General features: G+C 38.7%; 22 protein-coding genes. 6 read left to right on the top strand and 16 right to left on the bottom strand.

All coding sequences use genetic code 11. The annotated features are described in order from the left end of the window. Positions 1-4: 4 nt before the first annotated feature. The 3 genes from PL8927_RS17555 to aepX are packed head-to-tail and all read right to left on the bottom strand — an operon-like array spanning position 5 to position 3,860. Positions 5-1,099 (bottom strand): 2-aminoethylphosphonate aminotransferase, encoded by a 1,095-nt coding sequence (locus tag PL8927_RS17555; RefSeq protein WP_083624123.1) that lies wholly within the window; start codon positions 1,097-1,099, stop codon positions 5-7. Continuing rightward, entirely contained in the window at positions 1,096-2,241 is a 1,146-nt protein-coding gene (gene aepY / locus PL8927_RS17550) for a phosphonopyruvate decarboxylase (RefSeq protein ID WP_083624121.1), read from the bottom strand. The genes PL8927_RS17555 and aepY overlap by 4 nt, the downstream gene beginning before the upstream one ends. Then, the gene (aepX, locus tag PL8927_RS17545) at positions 2,241-3,860 is read right to left on the bottom strand and encodes a phosphoenolpyruvate mutase (RefSeq protein ID WP_083624119.1); all 1,620 of its coding nucleotides are present in this window, start codon (positions 3,858-3,860) and stop codon (positions 2,241-2,243) included. The genes aepY and aepX overlap by 1 nt, the downstream gene beginning before the upstream one ends. A gap of 146 nt (positions 3,861-4,006) precedes the next feature. Here aepX and PL8927_RS17540 point away from each other — a divergent pair, with 146 nt between their 5' ends. Further along, positions 4,007-4,231, top strand: a complete 225-nt coding sequence (locus PL8927_RS17540) for a hypothetical protein (RefSeq protein WP_083624116.1) — start codon at positions 4,007-4,009, stop codon at positions 4,229-4,231. Positions 4,232-4,291: 60 nt separating this feature from the next. On the opposite strand, the gene PL8927_RS17535 is transcribed toward PL8927_RS17540, so the two are convergent. The 7 genes from PL8927_RS17535 to PL8927_RS17505 all read right to left on the bottom strand — a co-directional run bounded on the left by PL8927_RS17535 (position 4,292) and on the right by PL8927_RS17505 (position 10,051). Next, positions 4,292-4,792, bottom strand: coding sequence for a ribonuclease toxin HepT-like protein (locus tag PL8927_RS17535; protein WP_083624114.1), 501 nt, complete (start codon positions 4,790-4,792; stop codon positions 4,292-4,294). Then, entirely contained in the window at positions 4,770-5,129 is a 360-nt protein-coding gene (locus PL8927_RS17530) for a nucleotidyltransferase family protein (RefSeq protein ID WP_083624111.1), read from the bottom strand. The genes PL8927_RS17535 and PL8927_RS17530 overlap by 23 nt, the downstream gene beginning before the upstream one ends. A gap of 8 nt (positions 5,130-5,137) precedes the next feature. Beyond that, complete coding sequence (locus tag PL8927_RS17525; RefSeq protein ID WP_083624109.1) at positions 5,138-5,563, bottom strand: tetratricopeptide repeat protein; 426 nt, start codon at positions 5,561-5,563, stop codon at positions 5,138-5,140. Positions 5,564-5,635: 72 nt separating this feature from the next. Then, positions 5,636-6,454, bottom strand: coding sequence for a Uma2 family endonuclease (locus PL8927_RS17520; RefSeq protein ID WP_083624107.1), 819 nt, complete (start codon positions 6,452-6,454; stop codon positions 5,636-5,638). A gap of 99 nt (positions 6,455-6,553) precedes the next feature. Beyond that, positions 6,554-7,633, bottom strand: coding sequence for an acyl-CoA dehydrogenase family protein (locus PL8927_RS17515; protein WP_083624104.1), 1,080 nt, complete (start codon positions 7,631-7,633; stop codon positions 6,554-6,556). Positions 7,634-8,426: 793 nt separating this feature from the next. Then, on the bottom strand, positions 8,427-9,554 hold the full coding sequence (locus tag PL8927_RS17510) for an AbrB family transcriptional regulator (RefSeq protein WP_083624100.1): 1,128 nt from the start codon (positions 9,552-9,554) through the stop codon (positions 8,427-8,429). Between the two features lie 35 nt (positions 9,555-9,589). Beyond that, positions 9,590-10,051, bottom strand: a complete 462-nt coding sequence (locus PL8927_RS17505; RefSeq protein WP_083624098.1) for a peroxiredoxin — start codon at positions 10,049-10,051, stop codon at positions 9,590-9,592. A gap of 145 nt (positions 10,052-10,196) precedes the next feature. Between PL8927_RS17505 and PL8927_RS17500 the strand changes: the two genes are divergently transcribed. Together PL8927_RS17500 and aqpZ are read left to right on the top strand one after the other, a co-directional pair. Continuing rightward, positions 10,197-11,759, top strand: coding sequence for a B12-binding domain-containing radical SAM protein (locus PL8927_RS17500; protein ID WP_083624096.1), 1,563 nt, complete (start codon positions 10,197-10,199; stop codon positions 11,757-11,759). Positions 11,760-12,247: 488 nt separating this feature from the next. Next, on the top strand, positions 12,248-12,994 hold the full coding sequence (gene aqpZ / locus PL8927_RS17495) for an aquaporin Z (protein WP_083624093.1): 747 nt from the start codon (positions 12,248-12,250) through the stop codon (positions 12,992-12,994). A gap of 182 nt (positions 12,995-13,176) precedes the next feature. Here the strand turns inward: aqpZ and prfC are convergent, their stop codons facing one another. Then, positions 13,177-14,826: a peptide chain release factor 3 gene (prfC, locus tag PL8927_RS17490; RefSeq protein WP_083624091.1), complete on the bottom strand. Its 1,650-nt coding sequence runs from the start codon at positions 14,824-14,826 to the stop codon at positions 13,177-13,179. 198 nt (positions 14,827-15,024) lie between these two features. Between prfC and PL8927_RS17485 the strand changes: the two genes are divergently transcribed. Next, positions 15,025-17,712, top strand: a complete 2,688-nt coding sequence (locus tag PL8927_RS17485; protein WP_197047460.1) for a PAS domain-containing sensor histidine kinase — start codon at positions 15,025-15,027, stop codon at positions 17,710-17,712. 10 nt (positions 17,713-17,722) lie between these two features. Here the strand turns inward: PL8927_RS17485 and PL8927_RS17480 are convergent, their stop codons facing one another. From PL8927_RS17480 to PL8927_RS17470, 3 genes are all read right to left on the bottom strand, one after another. Further along, complete coding sequence (locus PL8927_RS17480; protein ID WP_083624087.1) at positions 17,723-18,298, bottom strand: Uma2 family endonuclease; 576 nt, start codon at positions 18,296-18,298, stop codon at positions 17,723-17,725. A gap of 227 nt (positions 18,299-18,525) precedes the next feature. After that, positions 18,526-19,245, bottom strand: coding sequence for a 4'-phosphopantetheinyl transferase family protein (locus PL8927_RS17475; protein WP_083624085.1), 720 nt, complete (start codon positions 19,243-19,245; stop codon positions 18,526-18,528). Further along, a complete protein-coding gene (locus tag PL8927_RS17470; RefSeq protein WP_083624083.1) occupies positions 19,238-20,440 on the bottom strand; it encodes a response regulator in 1,203 nt (400 codons plus the stop codon). The genes PL8927_RS17475 and PL8927_RS17470 overlap by 8 nt, the downstream gene beginning before the upstream one ends. A 202-nt stretch (positions 20,441-20,642) precedes the next feature. Here PL8927_RS17470 and PL8927_RS17465 point away from each other — a divergent pair, with 202 nt between their 5' ends. Further along, the gene (locus tag PL8927_RS17465; protein WP_156093230.1) at positions 20,643-20,813 is read left to right on the top strand and encodes a hypothetical protein; all 171 of its coding nucleotides are present in this window, start codon (positions 20,643-20,645) and stop codon (positions 20,811-20,813) included. A gap of 66 nt (positions 20,814-20,879) precedes the next feature. On the opposite strand, the gene PL8927_RS17460 is transcribed toward PL8927_RS17465, so the two are convergent. Further along, the gene (locus PL8927_RS17460) at positions 20,880-21,638 is read right to left on the bottom strand and encodes a CorA family divalent cation transporter (protein WP_083624081.1); all 759 of its coding nucleotides are present in this window, start codon (positions 21,636-21,638) and stop codon (positions 20,880-20,882) included. Positions 21,639-21,707: 69 nt separating this feature from the next. Further along, positions 21,708-22,229 carry a hypothetical protein gene (locus PL8927_RS17455; RefSeq protein WP_083624079.1) on the bottom strand — a complete coding sequence of 174 codons (522 nt, stop codon included), beginning with the start codon at positions 22,227-22,229 and terminating at the stop codon, positions 21,708-21,710. A 303-nt stretch (positions 22,230-22,532) separates the two neighbouring features. Here PL8927_RS17455 and PL8927_RS17450 point away from each other — a divergent pair, with 303 nt between their 5' ends. Next, the gene (locus PL8927_RS17450; protein WP_083624076.1) at positions 22,533-22,790 is read left to right on the top strand and encodes a hypothetical protein; all 258 of its coding nucleotides are present in this window, start codon (positions 22,533-22,535) and stop codon (positions 22,788-22,790) included. Positions 22,791-22,928 lie beyond the last annotated feature (138 nt).

Genomic DNA, 22,928 nt, shown 5'->3' with positions numbered 1-22,928 from the left:
TCCTTTAAGATTGAAGTAATTTTTCAAAGCATTCTAGAAGATATTGAATTTCAATTTCTTGAATATCTCCCATATTAGCAATACGGAAAATACGGTTTTCTAACCCTCCTTGTCCTGCATAAATGACAAAACCTGATTGTTTTAAGTGATCATGAATTTGCTGATAAGTGTAGCCCGTCGGTAACTGATAAGACTTTAAAACACAGGAATAAGCTTGAGGTTCTAAAAGAGTTTTAATTCCCAAACTTTGTAATTTATTTTGAATTTGGTGAGAGCGATATTGATATAACTGTTGTCTCGTTTTCCATCCTCCTAAATCTTCTAATTCTTTTAAAGCTTCTTGCAAAGCATAACTAATTTGTACGGCTTGAGTAAAGGGTGAGTAACCTTCTTGTTGCTGTTTTTGATAGGGATAAAGGTCAAGATATAGGGTATTAGCGGCCGAGGGACGAGACTCAAAGACGGATTTTTTCACCACAACAAATGACAACCCTGGAACCCCATGCAAACACTTATTAGCTGTTGCGGCACAAGCTTCTAAATTCCACTGGGAGAATTTTAAGGTTTCTGCTGCAAAACTAGAGACACAATCTAACAATAAAGCAATATTTTTATTGTAGCAAATTTCTCCTAATTTTTCGATATCATTTAATCGTCCTGTCGTTGTTTCATGGTGAACGGCTACGATATGGGTAATGGTTGAATCTTGGTTTAAACAGTTCTCAACTTCATTGAGATTCATCGGTTCATCCCAAGCAGATTTGACGATTGTTAAGGGTTTATTGTGAGTTTGAATCATTTTAGCCATCCGTTCTCCATAAACCCCATTGGCGACAACTAAAGCTTTTCCTGATGGAGGAATTAAAGTTGATAGCATCGCTTCTACAGCCGAGGTTCCTGAACCTGTTAAAATAATGGCTTCATAATCTTTTGTCGCTTCTGGATAAACCTGCAATAAACGAGTTTTGATGTCTAATATTAATTCAGCAAATTCTGGTTCTCGATGGCATAAATCTTCTCGCAATAAAGCTTTACGAACTCTTTCACTCAGAGTTACTGGGCCAGGGTTTAGTAAAATAGGACGATGGGGAATTTTCATACTTGGGTTAATAAAAATTGTCGTAAACGTTGGGCAACTTCAGGAGGGGTAATGGTGGGTCGAGGTAATTGTTTTGGAATTCCTGGTTTGATTTTAACGTGTAGGAAAGTCAATTGTTCTGAAGGGGAACTTAAAGCACTTTGTAGTTGTTCGGGTGTCGTTAAACAGGCTAATTTTTCATAACCGCAAGCCGAGGCGATCGCGCTAAAATCAATAGAATGGGAAACGGTAGATTGACCTCCTGTGGATTCATGGCATTGATTATCTAATAAAATATGAATAAGGTTCGTTGGCCGTTCATAACCAATAGTTGCTAAGGCTCCTAAACGCATTAAAGCGGCTCCATCTCCATCTAAAACAATAACACGGTGTTGAGGTTTATTCAAAGCAATTCCTAAGCCAAGACTGGAAGCACATCCCATTGACCCAACCATATAAAATTGATTCTGGCAATCTTCAATGGCATACAGTTCTCGACCACAATAGCCTGTTGTTGCTAACAGAATATCTGAGGGTTGAATCTGATTTTTAATTGCTTTCAAAATGTCATGGCGACTATAACTTTCATGAGATTCAAATTGTGCTGAAGTATTCGGAACTTGATCAGGTTTAGGGGGTAGGCTAGAATTCAAAGGGCAAGACTCCACTGATCCTTTTTTCATAATTAAAGCATAAGGAGTTTGCTGGGTTTTCAGATGTTCCATTGCCCGGTTTAATGTCGGTTGAATTTCCTCAACTTCTGTGGGGAAATAATCCCAGGGAATTTGCATTAATTCCAGCAATTGCGGTGTAATTTGTCCCATTAGATGATGTTGAGGTTCATCAGCAACCCCATCGGGTTGACCCCGCCATGTCACAATAATTAGGATGGGAATTTTAAAGGTTTGATTGAGGGATGTTAAGGGGTTAACCGCATTTCCTAACCCAGAGTTTTGAAACATAACAATACTGGGAATTCCGGTTAATTCTGCACCCGATGCGATCGCTACAGCATCCCCTTCATTAGCTGCCCCCACATAGCGTAAATCCGTAGAATCAATCACATAATTAATGAAAGGTGTCAGATAGGAACAGGGAACACCTGTATATAATCCAAATCCTAACTTTTGTGTTGCTTGAATAAACGTTTCGGCTGGAATCATTAGAAACTCCCTGCTTTAATCATATCTTCAATTTCATCGACATCTAACCAATTGCCAGTAATATAAATTACCTGAATTGGATATCCAAGCTTAATAATTTCATTGATTAAGGTTGGCATTCTTCCTTGTTTCTGTGCAGTTTCTTCTAACAGTAAAGTTTTCAAGGTATCCCGTAAGATATTTTGACCTTGACTAGAAACTTTTAAAGTTCCTGTCCACATCCCACAACTTTCCGATTTTGAAAGTTGATTGTTAATTTGCTGTAAATAAACCTCAGTATAAAAAGCTTGTTTAGAATTGGGTAATGAACAACTAACATAATCTGGGCGAACAGAATTAGATTGACCTTGGCTATTTGCATCAACAACTACTACAAAATCATGATTATTATCTAATAACAGTTGCAAGACATACTTTTTAAATAAAACATCGCCATAACCGATGATTAAATCCTGATTTCCTTCTGAAAATTTTTGTAAGCCTAACTGAAGTGATATCAATTCCCCTGTTGAGTCATAATCATCGTTGTCAATATAATTGAGATTGGGTAAATTAATAACCTCTTTCTTATATCCGCGAACCACAGTAATCTCTTTAATCCCAACCATTCGGTAAGTATCTGCCACTTGAGAGAGTAAAGGTTTGCCCCTTAACTCCAGCATACACTTAGGTTTATCGAGGGTAAATTCTCCCAACTCAATTCCTCTTGATGCGGCTAAGAGTAAGGCACTGCTTTGTTTTTGATTTTGAGGAAGATAACGCTTTTCAGCCGCTTGTAATTCTAAAGCTCCTTGTAATCTAAAAACTTCTGAAACGGGAACAATATCTTCTTCAATATTTAATAAATTTTCTTCTGTAAAAATTCGTTTTGTTGCTTGCTGCATTGCTGTTATGGCGGCTCGACAAACCTGATTAGCCCAGATGGCAATTGAAAATTGATAATCTCGAAAAACTTGAGTCGGTGTGGTATAATATTTAGTGGGAACAATCACAACAGGGCATCGATTTCCCCACTCTTGTTTAAACGCTAAAATTTCATCGGGGACTCGTAAGGAACTGTGAATTAAAATCCCATTCGCTCCAGCTTGATGATAAGCTTCGGCTCGTTTTAAAGCTTCCGATAAACCCCATCCAGCAATAAACGCTTCAATTCTAGCAATCACGACAAAATCTTCATCTAATTGAGCATCTTTAGCTGCCTTAATTTTTCCACAAAATTCGTCAATATCCGCTAAAGGTTGGGCTGTTCCATTGATAAAACTGTTGGTTTTAGGAAAGACTTTATCTTCTATGCAAACGCCAGCAATTCCCCGTTGTTCTAATTTTTTAACTAAACGACGAACATTATTAAAGTTACCATAACCCGTATCTCCATCCAACAAAATTGGAATGGATGTGGCATCGGACATAAATTCAAGCACTTCTAACACTTGTGTCCAACTAGCCTCATTATTATCTCGAACGCCTAGCGCTGCGGAGATGGAAAGACCACTCGCCCAAATGCCTTTAAACCCAGTTTCTTCTACAATTCTAGCACTTAATCCATTATGAGCTTCCATGAGAAACTCTAACTGTTGTGAGTCCAGCAATTGTCTCAACTTAGTTATTTTCCTGATCATATCTGTCCCAATTTTGATCAACGCAGGTTTTCTCGGATGAAAATAAGGTTATTATATGTATATACGGGGATTAGGGAATTTTCAATCCTCCCACCTTAGAAGCGATCGCTTGTAATTTACCCATTGTAACTTGCCCTGGGGAATTTATGCGCGGACGTCATGCTGATAGTTTCCTAAAAATGATCGGCTTAACAGAAACAATTGCAGAAAATGAAGCAGAATATGTTAAAATAGCAGTTAAATTAGGGTTAGATCCTGTATGGCGCAAAACAATTTCTGAACAAATGAGCGATCGCCATCATCTGATTTTTGATGATCAGGTTTGTGTGGCTGCATTAGAGGAATTTTATCAAACCGTTGTTGGGCTTTAGCCCTAAAAGGAAAGCAGAGAGGGCTAAAGCTCAACAACTATTTACACTCGTAACTTTTGATTATTCTAACTGTTCAGAGAGTTGTCTAAGCCAATTGATAAATTCTCTGAGTTCAAAGTTAACTTGATGCCAAACCGTAGGATAATGTTCAACAAGTTTTTCTAGCCTGTTTGGATCTAATTCAAAACCATACAAATTTCTAACAATATGCCTAAAACCTAGATACTCATTTAACCGAACAACTGTGTCTGAAGTCAAAACTGCTGGCAACCCTTCTCTTTCTATACTCATTCTATTTAAAAGTCTTTTATGCCAATCAAAACTTGAGGGTAAAGAACCATTTAATTCAGAAACAATGAGTTGAAAAATCCGCTCACAACCTGTATAAAAGTTATGTAACTTTAAGGCTAGACTTTCATAAAAAATTGCCGATCTTTCTGGATCACGTCGAATTTCCTCATGGACTTGAGCGATCGCTAATTCCAACCTTCCTAAACGTTCTAACTCAATTTCAATATCCGTCGCTAGTTCTCTAATTTTACTTGCTGACATTGGCTTCATAAACAGATTCTCCTGTGGCTAAAACCCTTTCTCGAAAGTGAGGTTCTAAGTCTTCTAGGGGTTTTAAATCTACCCATCGGGATGTTAGGTTGTTAGCGATCGCAACGGCTGTAAAATAATCCCTTTTGGGAACTCCTTCTACCGCTAAATCAATATCAGAGTTTTCATGAAATTTTCCTCGAACTAAAGAACCAAACAGAATAATTTTTTTAATAGAAAATCGTTCTATTAATACTTTAACAATCGCTTGAACTTCTGTTCTGGCTTGTTCTGTTCTAATTTGATCTTCTAACTGTTGCTGTTTTTGCTGTTTTATCCAGTAGTCTAAATGTTTCATGACTGGATTTATTTTTTATTTTTCTGTTTTAATTCAGTTAATGAATTTTGATAATCCTGCCGATCAGGATATAATTTAACTAACGTCTCTAACGGTTCAATTGCCTCCTTAATATTATTCTGTTGTAGTCGAACATTTAGCAACCCTTCTAAAGCTGTTGGGTTATTGGGTTCCCGTTTTAATACCGTTTCATAGCCTTTTTCTTGTTTTTGTAATAAAGCGGTTGCAGATTGTTCTTCTGTGGGTTGAGTCGGTTGAGGTTCTTTGTCAAAGACTCCTTTGAAAACTTTCCCTAATCCAAAAATACTGGCTCCAAAAAAAGATACCATTGATAGGATCATAATGACTTTTTGTACTTGCTTAGAGCGTTCCATTTTGCGGATACGCTCTGCTCCATATTGCCTTTCTAAGGATTCTTTCTCGGCGGGATTCATGGCTAATACCTTCCTCGGATTTTCGATTAGTTGGCTTTAATAGCACCTATTTTGAGAATACCCCGTTTGATCTTAAAAGTGATCAGAACTAGATTCGGGTAATTCGCCGAACTGTTGACGGTAGCGGTTGAGCAACGCTTCTAACTCTTGGGAACGCTGTTGGGCTTGTTCAGCTTGAAATTGAGCTTGTTCAGCTTGAAGTTGGGCTTGTTCAGCTTGGCGTTGGGCTTGTTCGGCTTGATGTTGAGCTTCTTCGGCTTTTTGGGCGGATAATTCATCGGGTGTGGGAAGAATTTCACCCTCTGGAGTTGCCCATCTTAACCATACTGTTTCGACAGTTTTATAAACACCTGACCATCGCAGTAATGATAAGCCTAATTGTTGACTGAGTAAGCGTCCTTGTTGATCTAAAATAATCGGTTCATAAATACCATTTTTCAATGTAAATCCTGCCCAATCATCGGGATTAAAGGGATCATACCAGAAATATTCAGGAACTCGAACTTGATTTTGATAGATGAGTTTTTTGTTGGTTTTATCTTCTTGGGCGGTACTGGGTGATAACAGTTCAATGATCACATCGGGTGCTTTTCCTTCTTCCCAAACGACCCAACTTTTTCGTTCTTTTTTGGGAACTCCTAATACGGCAAAAAAATCGGGGCCTTTGAAGTCTTGGTTTCGCACTTGGGCTAAACTAAAATAGAGGAACATATTACCCCCAACATAACCATCTTCTCGCGGTTCTAACCAAGGAATTAACTGATCAATCAGTAAATCCATTTGCAGTTTATGGCGTTGGGTTTCCATGGGGACTCCATCGTCAAAGGGTAGTTCATCTTGTGTGGGCGGTAATATTATCCCATTTAGGAGTGTTTCTTGTGGTGGTGACATGGCTCTCAATTAATCAATAGATTAATGATTTTAGAGATATTCTATCATAGCAATCTACCATAATGGTAAATGGAGTTACCATTCAAGTTACAACAAAGATTATAAAACCTTACAATTCTTGATTTTTTCTAGGGTAGCCTTCATTAATTCTGTTGTTTGACCGGACACCGTAAAAACTAACGCTTCTCGATAGATTCTTTGAGCGGAATGGCTGTTTAAATTGGCGGCACCACTGGAGACTGTGACCGCAGCCTGGGCGCAACGCACGGCTAATTCTATCGCCCAGGCGCGGAGTTGATATTTTTCGGAAGTATTAATAGTTTGAGGATGATTTTGAGCCGCAAATATTTGAGAACGACATTGATTGAGTTCTTGATTTAAGGAATTAAAGGCATCTTGAATAAAGGAAAACTCTGTTTTTTTAAAAGCTGTTTCTACAATCTCTAATCCTGCTCTAGCACAGCCTAACGCTAAGAAACTGGCTTGTAAAACTTTGGTTTGATCATTTTCTTGCATCCAGCCAACGGGATGAATAGAAACTACTTTTTCTTCAGGTAAAAACCATTGGGTAAAAGTTGCTGTTACCGTATTGGTGGAAGTCATAGCACAGAGAGACATAGGAGAACTTAATTTAATCGCACTTTCCCCTATTTTTTGTTCTGAAAATGGTACTAACCCCCACACAGATTGATTATCGGGTAACGTTGCAGCAACTACAAATTCTTCAAAAATTCCCCATCCTGTTACCCAAGGAACAAAGCCATTGAGTTGATAGCCTCCCCTTACAGGAATAGCAATGATTGAGGGATTTCCTAATCGTCTTAAATGGGAAAAGCCTACACCGATTTTAGCATTTCCCTGACTCATTCGGGGTAAATATTCGGCTTGTAATTGAGTGTTATAACTTTGAATCAACATCGCAGCAACACTTTGATGTTGGGTTTGTAAAAAGGCTAACGCTCCTGAATAACGGGCGATTAATTCTTGAAATTGAAAACAGGTTTCGGCATCGAGTTGTGGCCCTCCCCAACGGTGAGGAATTCTTAATCCCAAAACTCCTAATGCTCCTAATCCATTAAATGCTTTTTGAAGTAATTTTGAACAACCATCAATCTGATTAGCATCGGGGGAAATCTTTTGTTTTAAATAGGATTCTGTTTGTTGTAAAAGTTCAGACACAATATAGCAAGTCTAAATGATTTGTGATTAAAACCTGTAGGGGTTGGGAGGGACGTATCAGTGTCAACAATCGCGCCAAAAGCCTTGAAATCAATTTCAGGCGTAGGGGCGAGGCGCGCCTCGCCCCTACAAATCCGTTAAAACGGGTTAAGAAAGAGAAGTTTTGAGTCATCTTTAGATGACTTGAGCTTCTTAGCCCGAACTTGAGTTCAGGGCTAACGTGGATTAAGTTGACACTCCTTGCAATGGACGCCACCCCTACCCTAAAATATTACAACCCCTACACGGATTCCTATATATTAAGTTGAGGTTTTTTAATCCTGTCCAGTACGCTTGTCCGAGGTGGAAACCCAGTTTCTAGGAAACAGCACATCCCCTTCGTCTCTACCTGCATAAATTGTAATTTTTGTCAAGATACCGCTTTAGGGCTTGATCTTTCCTTCCCAAAATTGGTGCATCGCACTACCTAAATTTTAGGGAAAAATCACAATATTTAACGGTATAATCAGGGTTTTAGCCCCAATTTTGAGCTATAGACACAATAAGCCCTTGGGTGGTGTTTTTTTAAGTATACCAGAAGCCCTATAATCTCGTCAACTATTTGAGAGCTATTTTCAATAAAATATCAGGATTCCCTGACAATCTTTTAAAAAACAAAACGATTTGCCAGAATAGATTAGAAAAAATTAACATAAATCCAGCAGATTTAAACCCTCTTAATCCTTTCTTCGTGTCTTCGTGTCTTTGTGGTAACATCAAAAATCCCATGAGTTGGTGATGGGCTACGCCCATCCTAGGTTGGGTGAGATTGTTTTTGACTTTTAATTAATACATTGCCAAACCAAGGACTAATTAATAAGATCAATAACATTCGGGTCATTTGCATCGCTAATACAATCCCTGAATCTCCTCCGAGTTGAATTACCGTTGCGATCATGGCTGTAATTCCTCCGGGTGTAGAACCCAATATAGCCGTCATGGTATCAACTTGGGTGATTTGATGAAATAGATAGCCCGCGCCTAAACAGAACAGGATTAATATCAGAACTAAGACAATTTCAAGTAAAACAGCTTTCCCTAATTTCTTGGCATTATTCCAATCAAACTTTAACCCAATAGAAAACCCCACAAATAATAACCCAATGGTAAATAGCAAGGAGGGCATTTCAAGGGAATAGGGGACTGTCCAAAAAATCATTAAACTAACGAGAAACGGCCCAAAAAATAAGGAGGAAGGTAAATGAAACTTTTCCCCTAATATAATCCCTAACGTACCACAACTTCCCAGAATTGCTAAGTTGAAAAGCGGTGATAAAGCGGGTAAAGTCTGAAGGGGAATAGATACTACAGAATGGATAGTCCCATCACCCGCAAACCAGAAGCCGACGAGGGTAGGAACAATAATTGCAACTAATAGAATCCGCAGATATTGTAACAGAGCAACGGCGATCGCATCAGCCCCCATTGCCTCACTCATAGCAATCAAACTGTAACTCGCCCCAGGAACACAACTGAGAAAACCCGTCGCCCGATCAATATTCCCCCAGCGTCCTAAAAAATAGCCATTCACCACACTCATACCCCCTGTGACCAGAATACAAATCATCAGGGGAAAGGCATAAGTCCTCATTAACCCTAGGGTATGGAGTGAAAACCCTGTAGCCGTAGCGATCGCAACGATAGCTTGACCAACGATAAAAAAGATCGGGGGTAGGGGTTGGGGTTTACCGTGAAACGCAGCATAAATAATTCCCGCGATCATCGGGCCAATCAGCCATCCTACAGGAACGTGCAACCGATTAAATAAATAGCCCACCCCCACAGCCAACATAAATTGAGGCAGGAGGTGGGTAACTTGGGGCAAAGTTTGGGATAATTCTTGCCTCAAGTGGGTGAGGCTATTTTGATAGTCTATATTCATCAACTAGAAGCGATCGCTCTTATAGGGATTTAAGGTTAAGAAATCGGAAGGGCTTTGAGGGTGGTTAAAGCTTCTTCAACATGGCGCTGAAATTCCAACATAGAATCAAATAGGTGTCGGACTATGCCGTCTTGATCGATAATATAGGTAACGCGACCGGGTAAAACCCACATCGTCGCCGGAACCCCATAGAGTTGACGAACTTTATTTCCCGTATCACTCAATAAAATAAAGGGAAGATTGTATTTTGTGGCAAACTGTTGATGAGATTGGGCTGTGTCTGAACTAATGCCAATCACTTCCGCCCCAGCATCTTTAAAGACTTGATAACTATCTCGAAACGCGCAAGCTTCTGCGGTACAACCGGGAGTATCATCCTTGGGATAAAAGTAGAGGACAACGGATTTTTTCCCCTGGAAGTCTTTGAGGCTAACTGATTCGCCCGTTTGCGAAGTTAAGGTGAAATCAGGAGCAATATCTCCTACTTTGACGGCCATATTGGTGATAACCCTGTATGATTTGGTGAAATGTTAATGTTTGTTATGATAGCGCGGACAGGGTGACTCTGCTACCCAAGGAGGATTTTTCTAGGACAATTTAACTGATTCTCTAACATTTTAACCCACAATTAACGTTTTTAGCATGAAAACTTTATTGATTTATCCTGAATTTCCGTCTACATTTTGGTCGTATGAAAAAATCCTAGAATTAGTCAATCGCAAAGTCTTATTACCGCCCTTGGGATTAATTACAGTTGCTGCAATTTTACCTCAAACCTGGGAATTCAAACTTGTTGATCGCAATATTACTGCTGTGACTCAAGCCGAATGGGACTGGGCTGAATTAGTGATTTTATCAGGAATGATTGTACAAAAATCTGATTTTATCGCCCAAATTCAAGAAGCGAAAAGACGAGGAAAATTAGTCGCTGTTGGTGGCCCATATCCCACTTCTGTTCCCCATGAAATTGAAACGGCTGGGGCTGATTTTATGATTTTAGATGAAGGGGAAATCACCCTACCGATGTTTGTAGAAGCCATTGAACGGGGAGAAACTTCTGGGGTATTTCGTACCGCAGAAAAACCCAGTGTCACCTTAACTCCAATTCCCCGTTATGATTTATTAGAATTAGATGCTTATGATTCCATGTCCGTGCAGTTTTCACGGGGCTGTCCGTTTCAATGTGAATTTTGCGATATTATTGTGCTTTATGGTCGCAAACCCCGGACGAAAACCCCAGAACAATTATTAAAGGAATTAGACTATCTCTATGAATTAGGATGGCGACGGTCAATTTTCATGGTAGATGATAACTTTATTGGCAATAAACGTAATGTTAAATTACTATTAAAAGCCCTAAAAATTTGGCAAGCCGAACATCAATATCCCTTCCGGTTTAATACAGAAGCGTCCATCGATTTAGCGGATGATGCTGAATTAATGGAGTTGATGGTTGAGTGTAACTTTGATGCGGTTTTCTTGGGAATTGAAACCCCAGATACCAGTAGTTTAGAAATGACCAAAAAATATCAAAATAACCGCAGTCCGTTATTAGAAGCCGTTGATAAAATAATCCGGGCGGGGTTAAGGCCAATGGCGGGATTTATTCTAGGGTTTGATGGTGAAAAACCCGGTGCGGGAACTCGAATTATTGACTTTGTAGAACAATCAGCAATTCCAACAGCTTTATTTAGTATGTTACAAGCCTTACCGAATACGGCGTTATGGACTCGTTTAGAAAAAGAAGGACGGTTAATTAATCCTAAAAAATTTGATATTAACCAAACCACCTTAATTAACTTTGTTCCCACCCGTCCCGTTGAAGAAATTGCTCAAGAATATATTGAAACCTTCTGGCAATTATATGATCCTGAACGGTATTTAGAACGCACCTATCGCTGTTTCTTAAAGTTAGGCGCACCCAAATGTCATCCTCCGGGTAAATTCCCCAGCCTGGTTGATTTAAAAGCCTTAGCCATTGTCATTTGGCGACAAGGGTTGAAACGCAAAACCCGATGGAAATTCTGGCTATATTTATTTAGCATTATCAAACATAATCCCGCCGTCTGGGATCATTATTTAACCTTATGCGCCCACAATGAACATTTCTTAGAATATCGCCAAATTGTCAGAACTGAAATTGAACAACAGTTAGCGGAATATCAAGCCCAAAAAGCTCAACTTCCTACCAAAATTCCCGCATAATTCAATCATTAACCCGTTGGTTGCAGCCATCAACGCCCACGCACCCTCGACCTTAACTTAAGCCTCAAATCCCGGTTTTTATCCCAGACTTGATCCCCCCTAACCCTGGCTTAACAAGGGGGGAATTAGATCCCCACTAACTCCCCTTAAAAAAGGGGGTACGGGGGATAAAAGTCCCCCTTGTTAAGGGGGATTTAGGGGGATCAAATCTCAGCTATAATCAGGGGTTTTCAGCTTAGGTTAACACCCATGCTTATTTATCCCCTGATTATTGATAAATTTATTTTAAAAACCAAACATCATAAATGATATTTATAGAAAAATGATATTTTTTATAATTTCTTAACAATTAATCAAGTTTTTATTAATTTTTTCTGAATTTGCTGCCTATAGCGCCAAAATTTGTCAATTATATGGTAGGTTTCCAATGAAAGTTATCTGCTTGTAGACAGATATTTTAACTGGGTTGTATTCTAAGAGGTTTAATAATGCCACTGACTAAGCGATGTCTTGCCGAATTTATGGGAACATTTTGGCTAGTTTTTGGAGGGTGTGGATCGGCTGTTTTTGCTGCTGCATTTCCAGATTCGACGAATGCGATTGGTATTGGACTAACAGGAGTTGCATTTGCTTTTGGTTTAACCGTTTTAACGATGGCTTATGCCATTGGTCATATTTCCGGTTGCCATCTCAATCCTGCGGTTTCCTTTGGATTATGGGCAGGTAAACGCTTCTCTGGAGGCAAAGATTTAGCACTTTATATTGGATCTCAAGTTGCCGGAGCAATTGTAGCCTCTTTAGTGCTTTATTTAATTGTCAGTGGGAAAGCCGGATTTGATGCAGTAGCCTTTAAAAGTGGTTCTAACCCATTTGCAACCAATGGATATGGAGACCATTCTCCCGGCGGTTACAACTTATTTTCAGCCCTGCTGCATGAATTTGTGTTGACATTTATGTTCTTGATGGTGATTATGGGATCAACCGATCGCCGCGCACCTCAAGGATTTGCCCCCATTGCCATTGGTTTAGGATTAACCTTAATTCACTTAATCGGAATTCCAGTTACCAATGTATCTGTAAATCCTGCCCGTAGCACCGGCCCGGCATTGTTTATTGGCGGTTGGGCAATTCAGCAATTATGGTTATTCTGGGTCGCTCCTATTCTAGGAGGAATTGCCGCAGCTTTAACCTATAATAGTTTATTTGGTGAATCACCATCTGAACCCAATTCTTAATCAATCAAAGTTTTACATTTCTCCTCGTTTTGTGTTTGATAGTTTAGTTATAAATACCAGAGGTTCATCCCTAAAAAGGGAGAAGAAATTGGAGCACACCCAGTTGATTTAATCCCCATTTTTCGACCCCTTTTCCTAACCCCCTTTTCGATTCAGAAGAGGGGGTTAATGCTTTTTGTCGCTTATTCTTCCTCCCCAGATTGAGAATTTTGCACAGAAACAACCGGAGCAATGGAACTTAATTTTAACTCCGGGTGATCGCCTTCGGCTTGACGACAATTCCAATCATTTTTAAACAATAAAACCGGACGATCCCAACTATCTTTAACCACAGCAGCGTTAAAAATTCGTCCCGCTTGATTTAAGGCATCCCAACCTCCGGTTACCCAACGAGCCACACTATAGGGTAAAGGATCTAAGGAAGTTTCGGCGCCATATTCATTTTGTAATCTAAACTGAACGACTTCAAATTGTAGTTGACCTACCGCAGCTAAAATCGGGTCACGTTTAGATTCATCGGCGGAAAACATAATTTGTATTGCCCCTTCTTCTCGCAATTCTAAAACCCCTTTATGGAATTGTTTAAACTTAGAAGGATTAGGATTTCTCAAATAGGCAAATAATTCCGGGCTGAAACAGGGAATTCCTTCATATTCTAATTTTTTGCCCATATAAATCGTATCCCCAATGGCAAAAACCCCCGGATTATTTAATCCAATCACATCCCCAGGATAGGCAATTTCAATCGATTGTCGTTCTTGAGCAAATAATTTTTGGGGACGAGAAAGCCGGATTACTTTTCCTGTACGAGCATGATTAACCGTCATATCTTTTTCAAATTTTCCGGTACAAACTCGCACAAAAGCAACCCGATCTCGGTGCTTGGCATCCATATTCGCTTGCAGTTTAAATACAAAGCCCGTAAACTCAGGATATTCCGGTGGCATCTCCCCCAATGTACTTAGGTGAGAACCGGGTTTTAAGGCATAGTCTAAGAAGGAATCTAAGAATAATTTTACCCCAAAATTAGTCATGGCACTTCCGAAGAAAACTGGGGTCATTTTTCCTGAATGAATTTGATCGAAATTAAATTCTGAGCCGACTTCTTCAAGGAGTTCTAAGTCTTCTTTCAACTGATAATAAAGATCCTGATCTAAGAATTTCTCAATCCGGGGATCACCTAAATCTAAAACCGTATCTAACGCTTCTCGACTTCCGTGGGCGCTGCGTTCAAATAAATGAATTTGTTGTTGACGACGATCAAACACTCCTTTAAAGCGATCGCCCATACCAATCGGCCAATTTACCGGATAGGTTTTTAACCCTAATTCTTTTTCAATTTCATCCAATAATTCTAAGGGTTCTCGACCCGGACGATCCATTTTATTAATAAAGGTAAAAATAGGCAGACCTCGCATTTTGCAGACTTCAAAAAGTTTGCGAGTTTGCGGCTCTAATCCCTTAGCTGCATCTTCCAACATAACCGCATTATCTGCTGCGGCTAAGGTACGATAGGTATCTTCACTAAAATCTTGGTGTCCGGGTGTATCTAGCAGATTGATCTGACAGTTGTTATACTCAAACTGCAAAACTGTTGAGGTAATCGAAATTCCCCGTTGTTGCTCCATTGCCATCCAGTCTGATGTTGCATGACGTTGAGATCTGCGTACCTTAACAGCACCTGCTTCGTGAATAGCACCTCCGTAGAGGAGCAATTTTTCTGTCAGGGTCGTTTTTCCAGCATCAGGGTGAGAAATAATCGCAAAGTTACGACGTCTCTCAACCTCGGCTTGAATTTCAGTTTGAATTTCAGTTTGAATTTCTGTAGTCATTGAAACCTAAACGCAGATTTGCATCAAAAATATAATTATAAATGCTAAAGGGGGATTTTTGCTGAGTGCGATCGGATCACCCAATACTGTTGAGGTTATTATCAATTATTAATCCCGTTTTCTCTCAATCTGTATTCAATATTTTATTGTATCTTTAATTACCCATATAAATTATAAAGTGTCATGAATTTCCCCTGGATGATTTCACAAAAACTGGTTGCGATGGCTTCAGAAATGCCTTCTGGTTGGCAACCTAAATTAATGGGGCTTTATCTGCTCTCAGATTCGTTAATTACACTGACTTGTTTTTTAATTTCTATCTCATTAATTTACTGGGTTCGCCAACATCAAAATTTATCCGATTCCCGTGTTTTTATTCTATTAAGTGCGTTTATTTTTGCCTGTGGACTCCAGCCATTAATGGATATTTTTACCCTGGGATATCCAATGTATTGGCTATCAGCAGGATTGAAAACTATCACGGCTGTCCTTTCGCTTTTTACATCCTATACCCTAATTTCTTTACTGCCTAAACTGTTACAACTTCCCCCTTTCCCAGAACTTGAAAAAATCAACCAAACCTTAAAAATCAGCCTGCAACATTATCAAGATTTAATGCAAGCTTGTCCAGTGGGTTTGTTTGAAACCGATGTCACGGGACATTGTTTATATATTAATGACTATGGATGTCGAATTACAGGACGGCCACCCTCGGATGCTTTAAATTGGGGTTGGGTTGATGGCATTTATCCTGATGATCGAGCACGGTTAATTCAAGAATGGTCAAGTGCGATTCAAAATCAACAATCTTTTTCTTTAGAATATCGTTTAAACTCATTAGATCAAAGCGGAATTTGGGTATTAGGTCAAGCTGTTCCCGTGAAAGATTCCGGCGGGAAAATGACGGGATATATTGGCACAATTACGGATATTAATGATCGCAAAAAAGTAGAGGAAGATCTTCAACAATCCCAACAAATGCTGCAATTAATTATGAATACGATCCCCCAAGGTATTTTTTGGAAAGATCGCAATTCCGTATATCTAGGGTGTAATTTACAGGTGGCTTTAGATGCGGGGTTTAAATCTCCTGAAGCGTTAATTGGCAAAACAGATTACGATTTACCTTTCAGTTTAGCTGAAGTTGAAAATTATCGAAAAATTGATCAAGAAGTGATGGCAGCGAATACCCCTCGTTATCGAATTATAGAAACTCTATTGAATGCGAATGGTAAACAATGTTGGATAGAAACGAATAAGATTCCCCTGCATGATTTAGAGGGGAAGGTCGTGGGAATTTTAGGAACTTATGAAGATGTTACCGAACGAAAATTAGCCGAAGAATTATTAGCAGAATCTGAACTTCGGTTTCGACAACTCGCCCAACAGGAAAAACTGATTAATCATTTAGCTAACCAAATTCGCAATTCCTTAGATTTGAAAACAATTTTAGAAACAACGGTTTTGCAAGTTTGGGAATTAATGAAGGTTGATCGCTGCTATTTTTGTTGGTATCGTCGAGAAGAAATGAATTTTAATTCAAGAGATAAAAATCAATCTCAATCTTATTTGAATCCCGCTTATTGGGAAATTGTAACGGAAGCGAAAGATCCCACTCTTCCCAATATTATTGGTCGATATTCTTTAGAGGAAGTGGGGATTTGGTCTGAAAAATATTTGCATTTAAAAATGGGACGAATTGATCATATTGATCAGCTTTCTGATTCTCAAAGAAAGTCATTTTTACTCAAATTTGGATTAGTGTCTGTGCTGTCTCTCCCGATCCAAACCCAAATGGGAGAAATTGGGGTTTTAGTCTGCGGAAATCATCAGCAACCCCGATGCTGGAGTGATTCAGAAGTGGAATTATTACAGGCGGTGACGGCGCAAGTGGCGATCGCAATTAACCAAGCCCAACTCTATAATCAAACCCGTGAAGCCGCCGTATTAGCGAGATCTCAAACTTTAGAATTAGAAACGACTTTAAACAAATTACAACAAACTCAAGCCCATTTAATTCAAACCGAAAAAATGTCTTCTTTAGGTCAATTAGTGGCTGGAGTCGCCCATGAAATTAATAATCCGATTAATTTTATTTACGGAAATGTTACTTACGCGACTCAATATCTGGAGGATTTATTAAATTTAGTAGCGTTGTATCAACGGTATTATCCTCAACCTGTTTCACCTATTCAAGAAATGACTGAAATCGTTGATTTAGAATTCTTACAACGGGATTTTCCTAAACTATTAAGTTCGATGAAATTGGGTGCAAGTCGAATTCAACAAATTGTTTTATCGTTAAGAAATTTTTCTCGTTTAGATGAATCATCGGTGAAACAAGTAAATTTACATGAGGGTTTAGAAAATACATTATTAATTCTCCAAAATCGCTTATCAGAAGCGGGAGGACAACAAACGATTCAAGTCATTAAACACTATGGAAATCTCCCCTTAGTTGAATGTTATGCGGGTCAAATTAACCAAGTGTTTATGAATTTACTCACCAATGCTATTGATGCAGTTCAGGAAAAAATATTAGAAGGGGATGAACAAGTTTATTCTGATCTAAATCCACAGGATTTGGTGTTGTTTTCAGAGGATAATTCCTTAAATTCTTGGCAACCTACGATCACAATTACGACAGAAGTAATTCAGGATGAGAGAGTTTTGATTCGCATTGCTGATAATGGGATGGGGATGACAGAAGCCGTTAAAAATAAATTATTTGATCCCTTCTTTACAACAAAACCAGTCGGGAAAGGAACAGGTTTAGGATTAGCAATTAGTTATCAAATTGTTGTGGAAAGACATCAGGGTCAGTTAAAGTGTTCATCTGAAGCTAGGGAAGGCTCGGAGTTTATCGTTGAGATTCCAATTCAATAGCACAAGAATTTTATTCTGGATCAAAACTAATTCCTTCATATAGAAGTTCCATTGGACACTCAAACTCTATGCTTTGTAATGCGATCGCATCCCCTTTTTCATACCCATAATAATACCACATTTTCCCTTCTCCTCGATGATAAACTCCAACAGACATAGATTCTGAATCAATTAACACATATTCTTGTAAACTCGAAATTTGGCGATAATATTTGAGTTTTTTTGTACAATCATAACTAGCCGTACTGGGAGAAAGAACCTCAACAATAACTTTAGGGTTTTGAATAAACTTACGAGATTTTAAGTCTTCAGGATCACAAGTTATAACTAAATCTGGATAAAAATAACGACTATTTTGATTAGTCTGAACTTTCACATCAGAAACATTAACTCGACAGCCTTTTTGACGCAAATGAGGTCTAAGTGCAGTATATAAGTTGAGAGCAATATCATTATGAGGAATACTACCCCCGGTCATCGCCAAAATTTTGCCATCAACATATTCATGACGAAATTCCTGTGTTGCTTCCCATTCTAGGTATGCTTCCGCCGTCATTTTTTGGGGATATTGGGGTTCAGCAATCATAACTTTTTCCTCTCTCAATCTAGGCTATTAAATGGCAATCTCTTTATAATATTAACATGGCTTAACTATAGCAAGTCTAAATGATTTGTGATCAAAACCTGTAGGGGTTGGGTCTCCCAACCCTCTTGGTACCTGGGTTAGGAGACCTAACCCCTACGCTAAAAGATTAAAACCGATTTAAGATTGCTATAAATTGTAATCAACCTTTATGCTATCATATTATTAAGTCATTCTTCATCTATCCATTGCCAAGTATTAAACTGATAATTTATTCCCTCAAGGGCTAAGGTTGCTACATAGTTTTCTGCGGTTTCAATTGTTTGTAACGTCCAATTTTCACCAATTTCTGAATTTTGAGAAATCTGCAAAATTTTCCAGGATGAACTCAAAGGCGTTTTAATTTCAATATCCTGTAACCCCACTAAGCCTTCTCCCGTTGCTTTTAAATAGGCTTCTTTGCACGTCCAAAGTTTAAAAAAAGCAGTATATTGTTCTTCTAAAGATAGGGAATTTAACCATTGATATTCAGAATCACAAAAAAACCGTTTAGCTAAAGAGAGGACTTCGATTTTACGCAGATATTCAATATCTACGCCGATATTTTTATCAAGGGCGATCGCATAAATAGCTTTTCCATAAGCATGAGATAAATTAAAGTGTAGCGGTAACGGATCTTGATCTAAACTGGGTTTTCCTTTAGAAGTATACTTAAATTTAATCTGTTCTGGAGAAAGACTTAAATACTGACTGAGAATCATTCTTAAGGTTCCCCGTGCAATTATAAATGCCTGTTGATCTTTTTCAAATTTAAAGCGTTGCGCCCGTTTTTGTTCATCGGGAGAAAGAATCGTTTGATAAAATTGAATTTGTTGAAGCGATCGCTTCAAATTAGTTTGCCAAACATCAACACTCTCAGACGATAAACTTGTTAATAAATCGCTATCCATTATCCTGATGAACCTTTTGATATAACTGTTGTAATGTTTTTCCCTGGGTAGGAAATTCGGCAATTTTTACCTCACAAATAGCCTGAAATCTTTGCCCTTCCAGAGTGGTAAAAACCTGTTGTCGGAGAGAAATTAAAACATCAGAAAGGTGATCGTGAGCTTCTGCTTGAGTTAACCCCGGCATTCCCACCACAAATTCCCCATTTCCCCAATATCCTATAATTTCAATCCCAACAAAAATTTCTTGAAATAAACGTCCCCACTGTTGCAAAACTTGATAACCAATTAAATGCCCATATTGAATATTAATCTGATCAAGTTGACTAAAAGTTAATACTCCCAAACAAAACGGTTGTCCTAATTGTTTACAGTTCTGGATTTGCTGTTCTAATTTTCGACTAGACTGAGGATAATTTGCCACCCCTGTGATCGGATCTTTAGTGGAGAAATTTTGTAATAACCGAGTGCGTTCTAAACGGTTGGTAATTCGGGTTAATAGTTCTGGCCCCATGACAGGTTTACTAACATAATCATCTGCCCCGGCTGCAAACACTTGTTGAATGGTTTTACTATCACAATGGGCGGTCAAAAACACAATAGGTAAACCTTGCCAATGGGGATCAGTCCGAACAGTTTGACAGAGTTCTATGCCACTAATGGGGAACATTTCTACATCTAAAATTAATAAATCGGGTGATACGGATTTTAAAACCTCCCAAAATTTTAGAGGGTCACAAAGTCCCGTCATTCTGATGCCCCAAGGTTCTAAAACGGGGCGCAAGGTGGCTAAAAATAACGGGTCATCATCCACGACCAAAACGTTGACTTTGGAGCTAGGAGTGGCCTGTAATAGTACCCGAACTCTAGCTTGAAATTCAGCAATATCAATGGGTTTAATCAAATAATCATCCGCTCCTGCATCTAAACCTCGGATGCGATCGCTGGTTCCATCTTTAGCCGTAATCAATAAAATCGGTGTGGTACTCTTTTGGTTGCGTAACTTTTGACACAGCGTAATGCCGTCTAATTTCGGTAATCCTACATCAATGACAATTAAGTTATAAGTGGTACTTTGGGCATATTCCCAGCCCATTTGACCATCTTCAGTTTGATCGACAATGTAACGCTGGTTGGTTAAAGATTGTACCAACATTGAGGCAAAAATCGGATCATCTTCGATCAACAAAATTTTCATAGTCAGTTTAATATTTCCCTGAAAATGCGATATCTTCCCGACTTTTTCCCGATCCTGGCTTAACTTTAGATATCTTATCTTAACGGGATTTTCCTCTAGTCTCCAGTTGTTCTGTCTCGATTTTGATCAAGTCGCCCGATCATTGAGTGTTCACTAGACTGGAATTTTCGAGTTTTGAATAGATACTGAGGAGTTATTAGCAATGTTTCCGATTTCTTTACCATCAACATTACTGATTAGTCGATTATTTACGGCGATGTTAGTTCTTCCCCTCGTCATGTTTCAGAGTCAGCGTGCGATCGCCAATAAATCCAATTTTGTTATTGCTAATAATAGTAGTAAAATAGTAACAGAACTCTATCTGTCGGAATAATCTTTACACCTTTTTTGATCCCGATCAAAGATGACTCATTTTTGATTTAATAATAAAATAGCATTCCTATTCTTTCAACCCTTGTTTTAAATCCATTGCTAATTTATTAAAGCTTAATTGAGAAAAGGTTCCCGTAAAAACCCATTGTCTAACAACTAACCCCAACCAAATTCCGGCTAAGAAAATCAGCCAAAACATGATAGGAGATTGAGATTCAAACCCACTTTTTAAGTTCATCCCAAATACACAGGAAATAGCCGTCAGAGGAAAGAAAACCGCAGCTAAAGTGTTGAGACGATTTCCGGCTTTAGCAGCGGCTTCTGTTTCTTTAGCAATTTTAAAATCTAGGGCATTTTTTGTGTTAATATAAAGAATATCTAACGTGCGTTCAATTTCATAAGCCCAATCTCTTAAATCCAGAATATCTCGATCTTGAGGAATAGCTTCTCTGGCTGTTTGTAACGTAGCGTGTAAGTTTTCTATTGCTAACTGTAACGGGGTAATCCCTTCTAATAGGGTAAAATAATCCTCTGCGGTTTTAGCAGTATTATAAAATTGATTTAAGTCTTCTTCGGCGGCTTGATACTCTTTAAGATGATTAGTTAATTGTTGAAACCCCACACCGCCTTTACTACATTCCCAACGACCATCAGGTCTGCGCCAAAATAATACCCCTTCTCGGTGACGTTCTCCCGGTTTGGGGGCTTTGTGTAATACTAATAATAGATGATCATCCGCTATCATCGCCCGTTGTTTGCCAAAACTTTTTTGACCAAAGCGATCGCTAATTGTTGTTGGAAGATTCCAAGTTGCAGGTAATTTCATAATTTGTGATTGACTGTTAACTGCTGGCTGTTGGCTGTCAACGGTCAACAGACAACAGCCAACAAAAATCTATTTTTTATCTTTTTTACCGGGAGGATTTTCGGGTTTGGGTTCAGGTTCAGAAGACTTTAAAGCTTCATCTAAAATAACTTTGGCTTCTTCTGCTTTAGCTCTCGCTTCTCGATATCGAAGATTAGAAACTGCAAAGGTTTTTAACACCTTAAACCCATCTTTTAATTCTGTTACTTCTTCAACAGTTACAGGTTGATCGGTAAACAAAATATTAATAGCTTCTCGCACTTTTAACGCTTCTTCCCTTGATTCCATCACTTTCAATTTCAAAGAAGCCAAATTACTCAGAATTTGCACCGCTTCGGAAATGGCATCTTCTTCTTCCAAGGGGCTATCATCAGGTTCTTTAACTTCGATGAACTGTTGAGGACTAAAGCCTTCTTCTAAATCCGTTGGCAGTTTACCTGTATCCATCAATTCCATGAGTTTGTCCATCGCCTTCTCGCGGGCTTGAGATGAATCTTTACCCCGGACAGTGAGAACGATTTCTGGACTTTGAGCAAGGGTGTAGCGAACCATATTAACAAAAACCGCCTATTATATTATACTCTTGACTTCTATTGTAGCAAAGGTTAGATTCAGATTAAGTTAAGCTTGTCAACAAATTGTGAATTAATATTTGCAAAAATATCCCTCTGATGCTTAAAATATAAAAGAAAATAGGGAACAGGGAACAGGGAACAGGGAATAGGGAATAGGGAATAGGGGAATTTAGATTTTACGGTCTAGGTTTGATGATCAATCTGGGCTTTAACCGTTAGGAGCGACTGATAAAGGTTTAAGATTAAATGAGTTAATCTAATTTTGAGTTGAGTTGGGACGATGAAAGAACAATTGATCAAATGGTTGAATCGAATTTTAGTAGCCGATGTTTTTTTAGTCTTATTCAGTTTTTTTTGGTTAGTGATTGCCGTTTTAGGGCATTCTTTTAAAGTTAATCTGGGATTAGATCTCTGGTACAAACTTTGGGAACCTGTCTTTACTCCCGCCATTGGAATTTTGATGGGTGGGGCGATTGTGAGTTGGGCTATTAGTAAACTTAATCAATTATTTTTTAGTCCCAAATCTGAGGAATTTTGAAATTTAGGTTGGGTTTAGAGGTCTTGAAACCCAACCGCTTCCCAAAATGATTATCCCTTTAAAACTAAGGAATAATCAAGAATATTCCCCAAGCTAGGAGGGAAAAAAGGAAAAGAAAACTCACTCGCCAGTAAAAGC

Source organism: Planktothrix serta PCC 8927 (genome assembly GCF_900010725.2).
Lineage (GTDB): Bacteria > Cyanobacteriota > Cyanobacteriia > Cyanobacteriales > Microcoleaceae > Planktothrix > Planktothrix serta.
The sequence above is the reverse complement of the archived record's forward strand: the minus strand, read 5'-3'. Positions and strand labels throughout refer to the sequence as shown.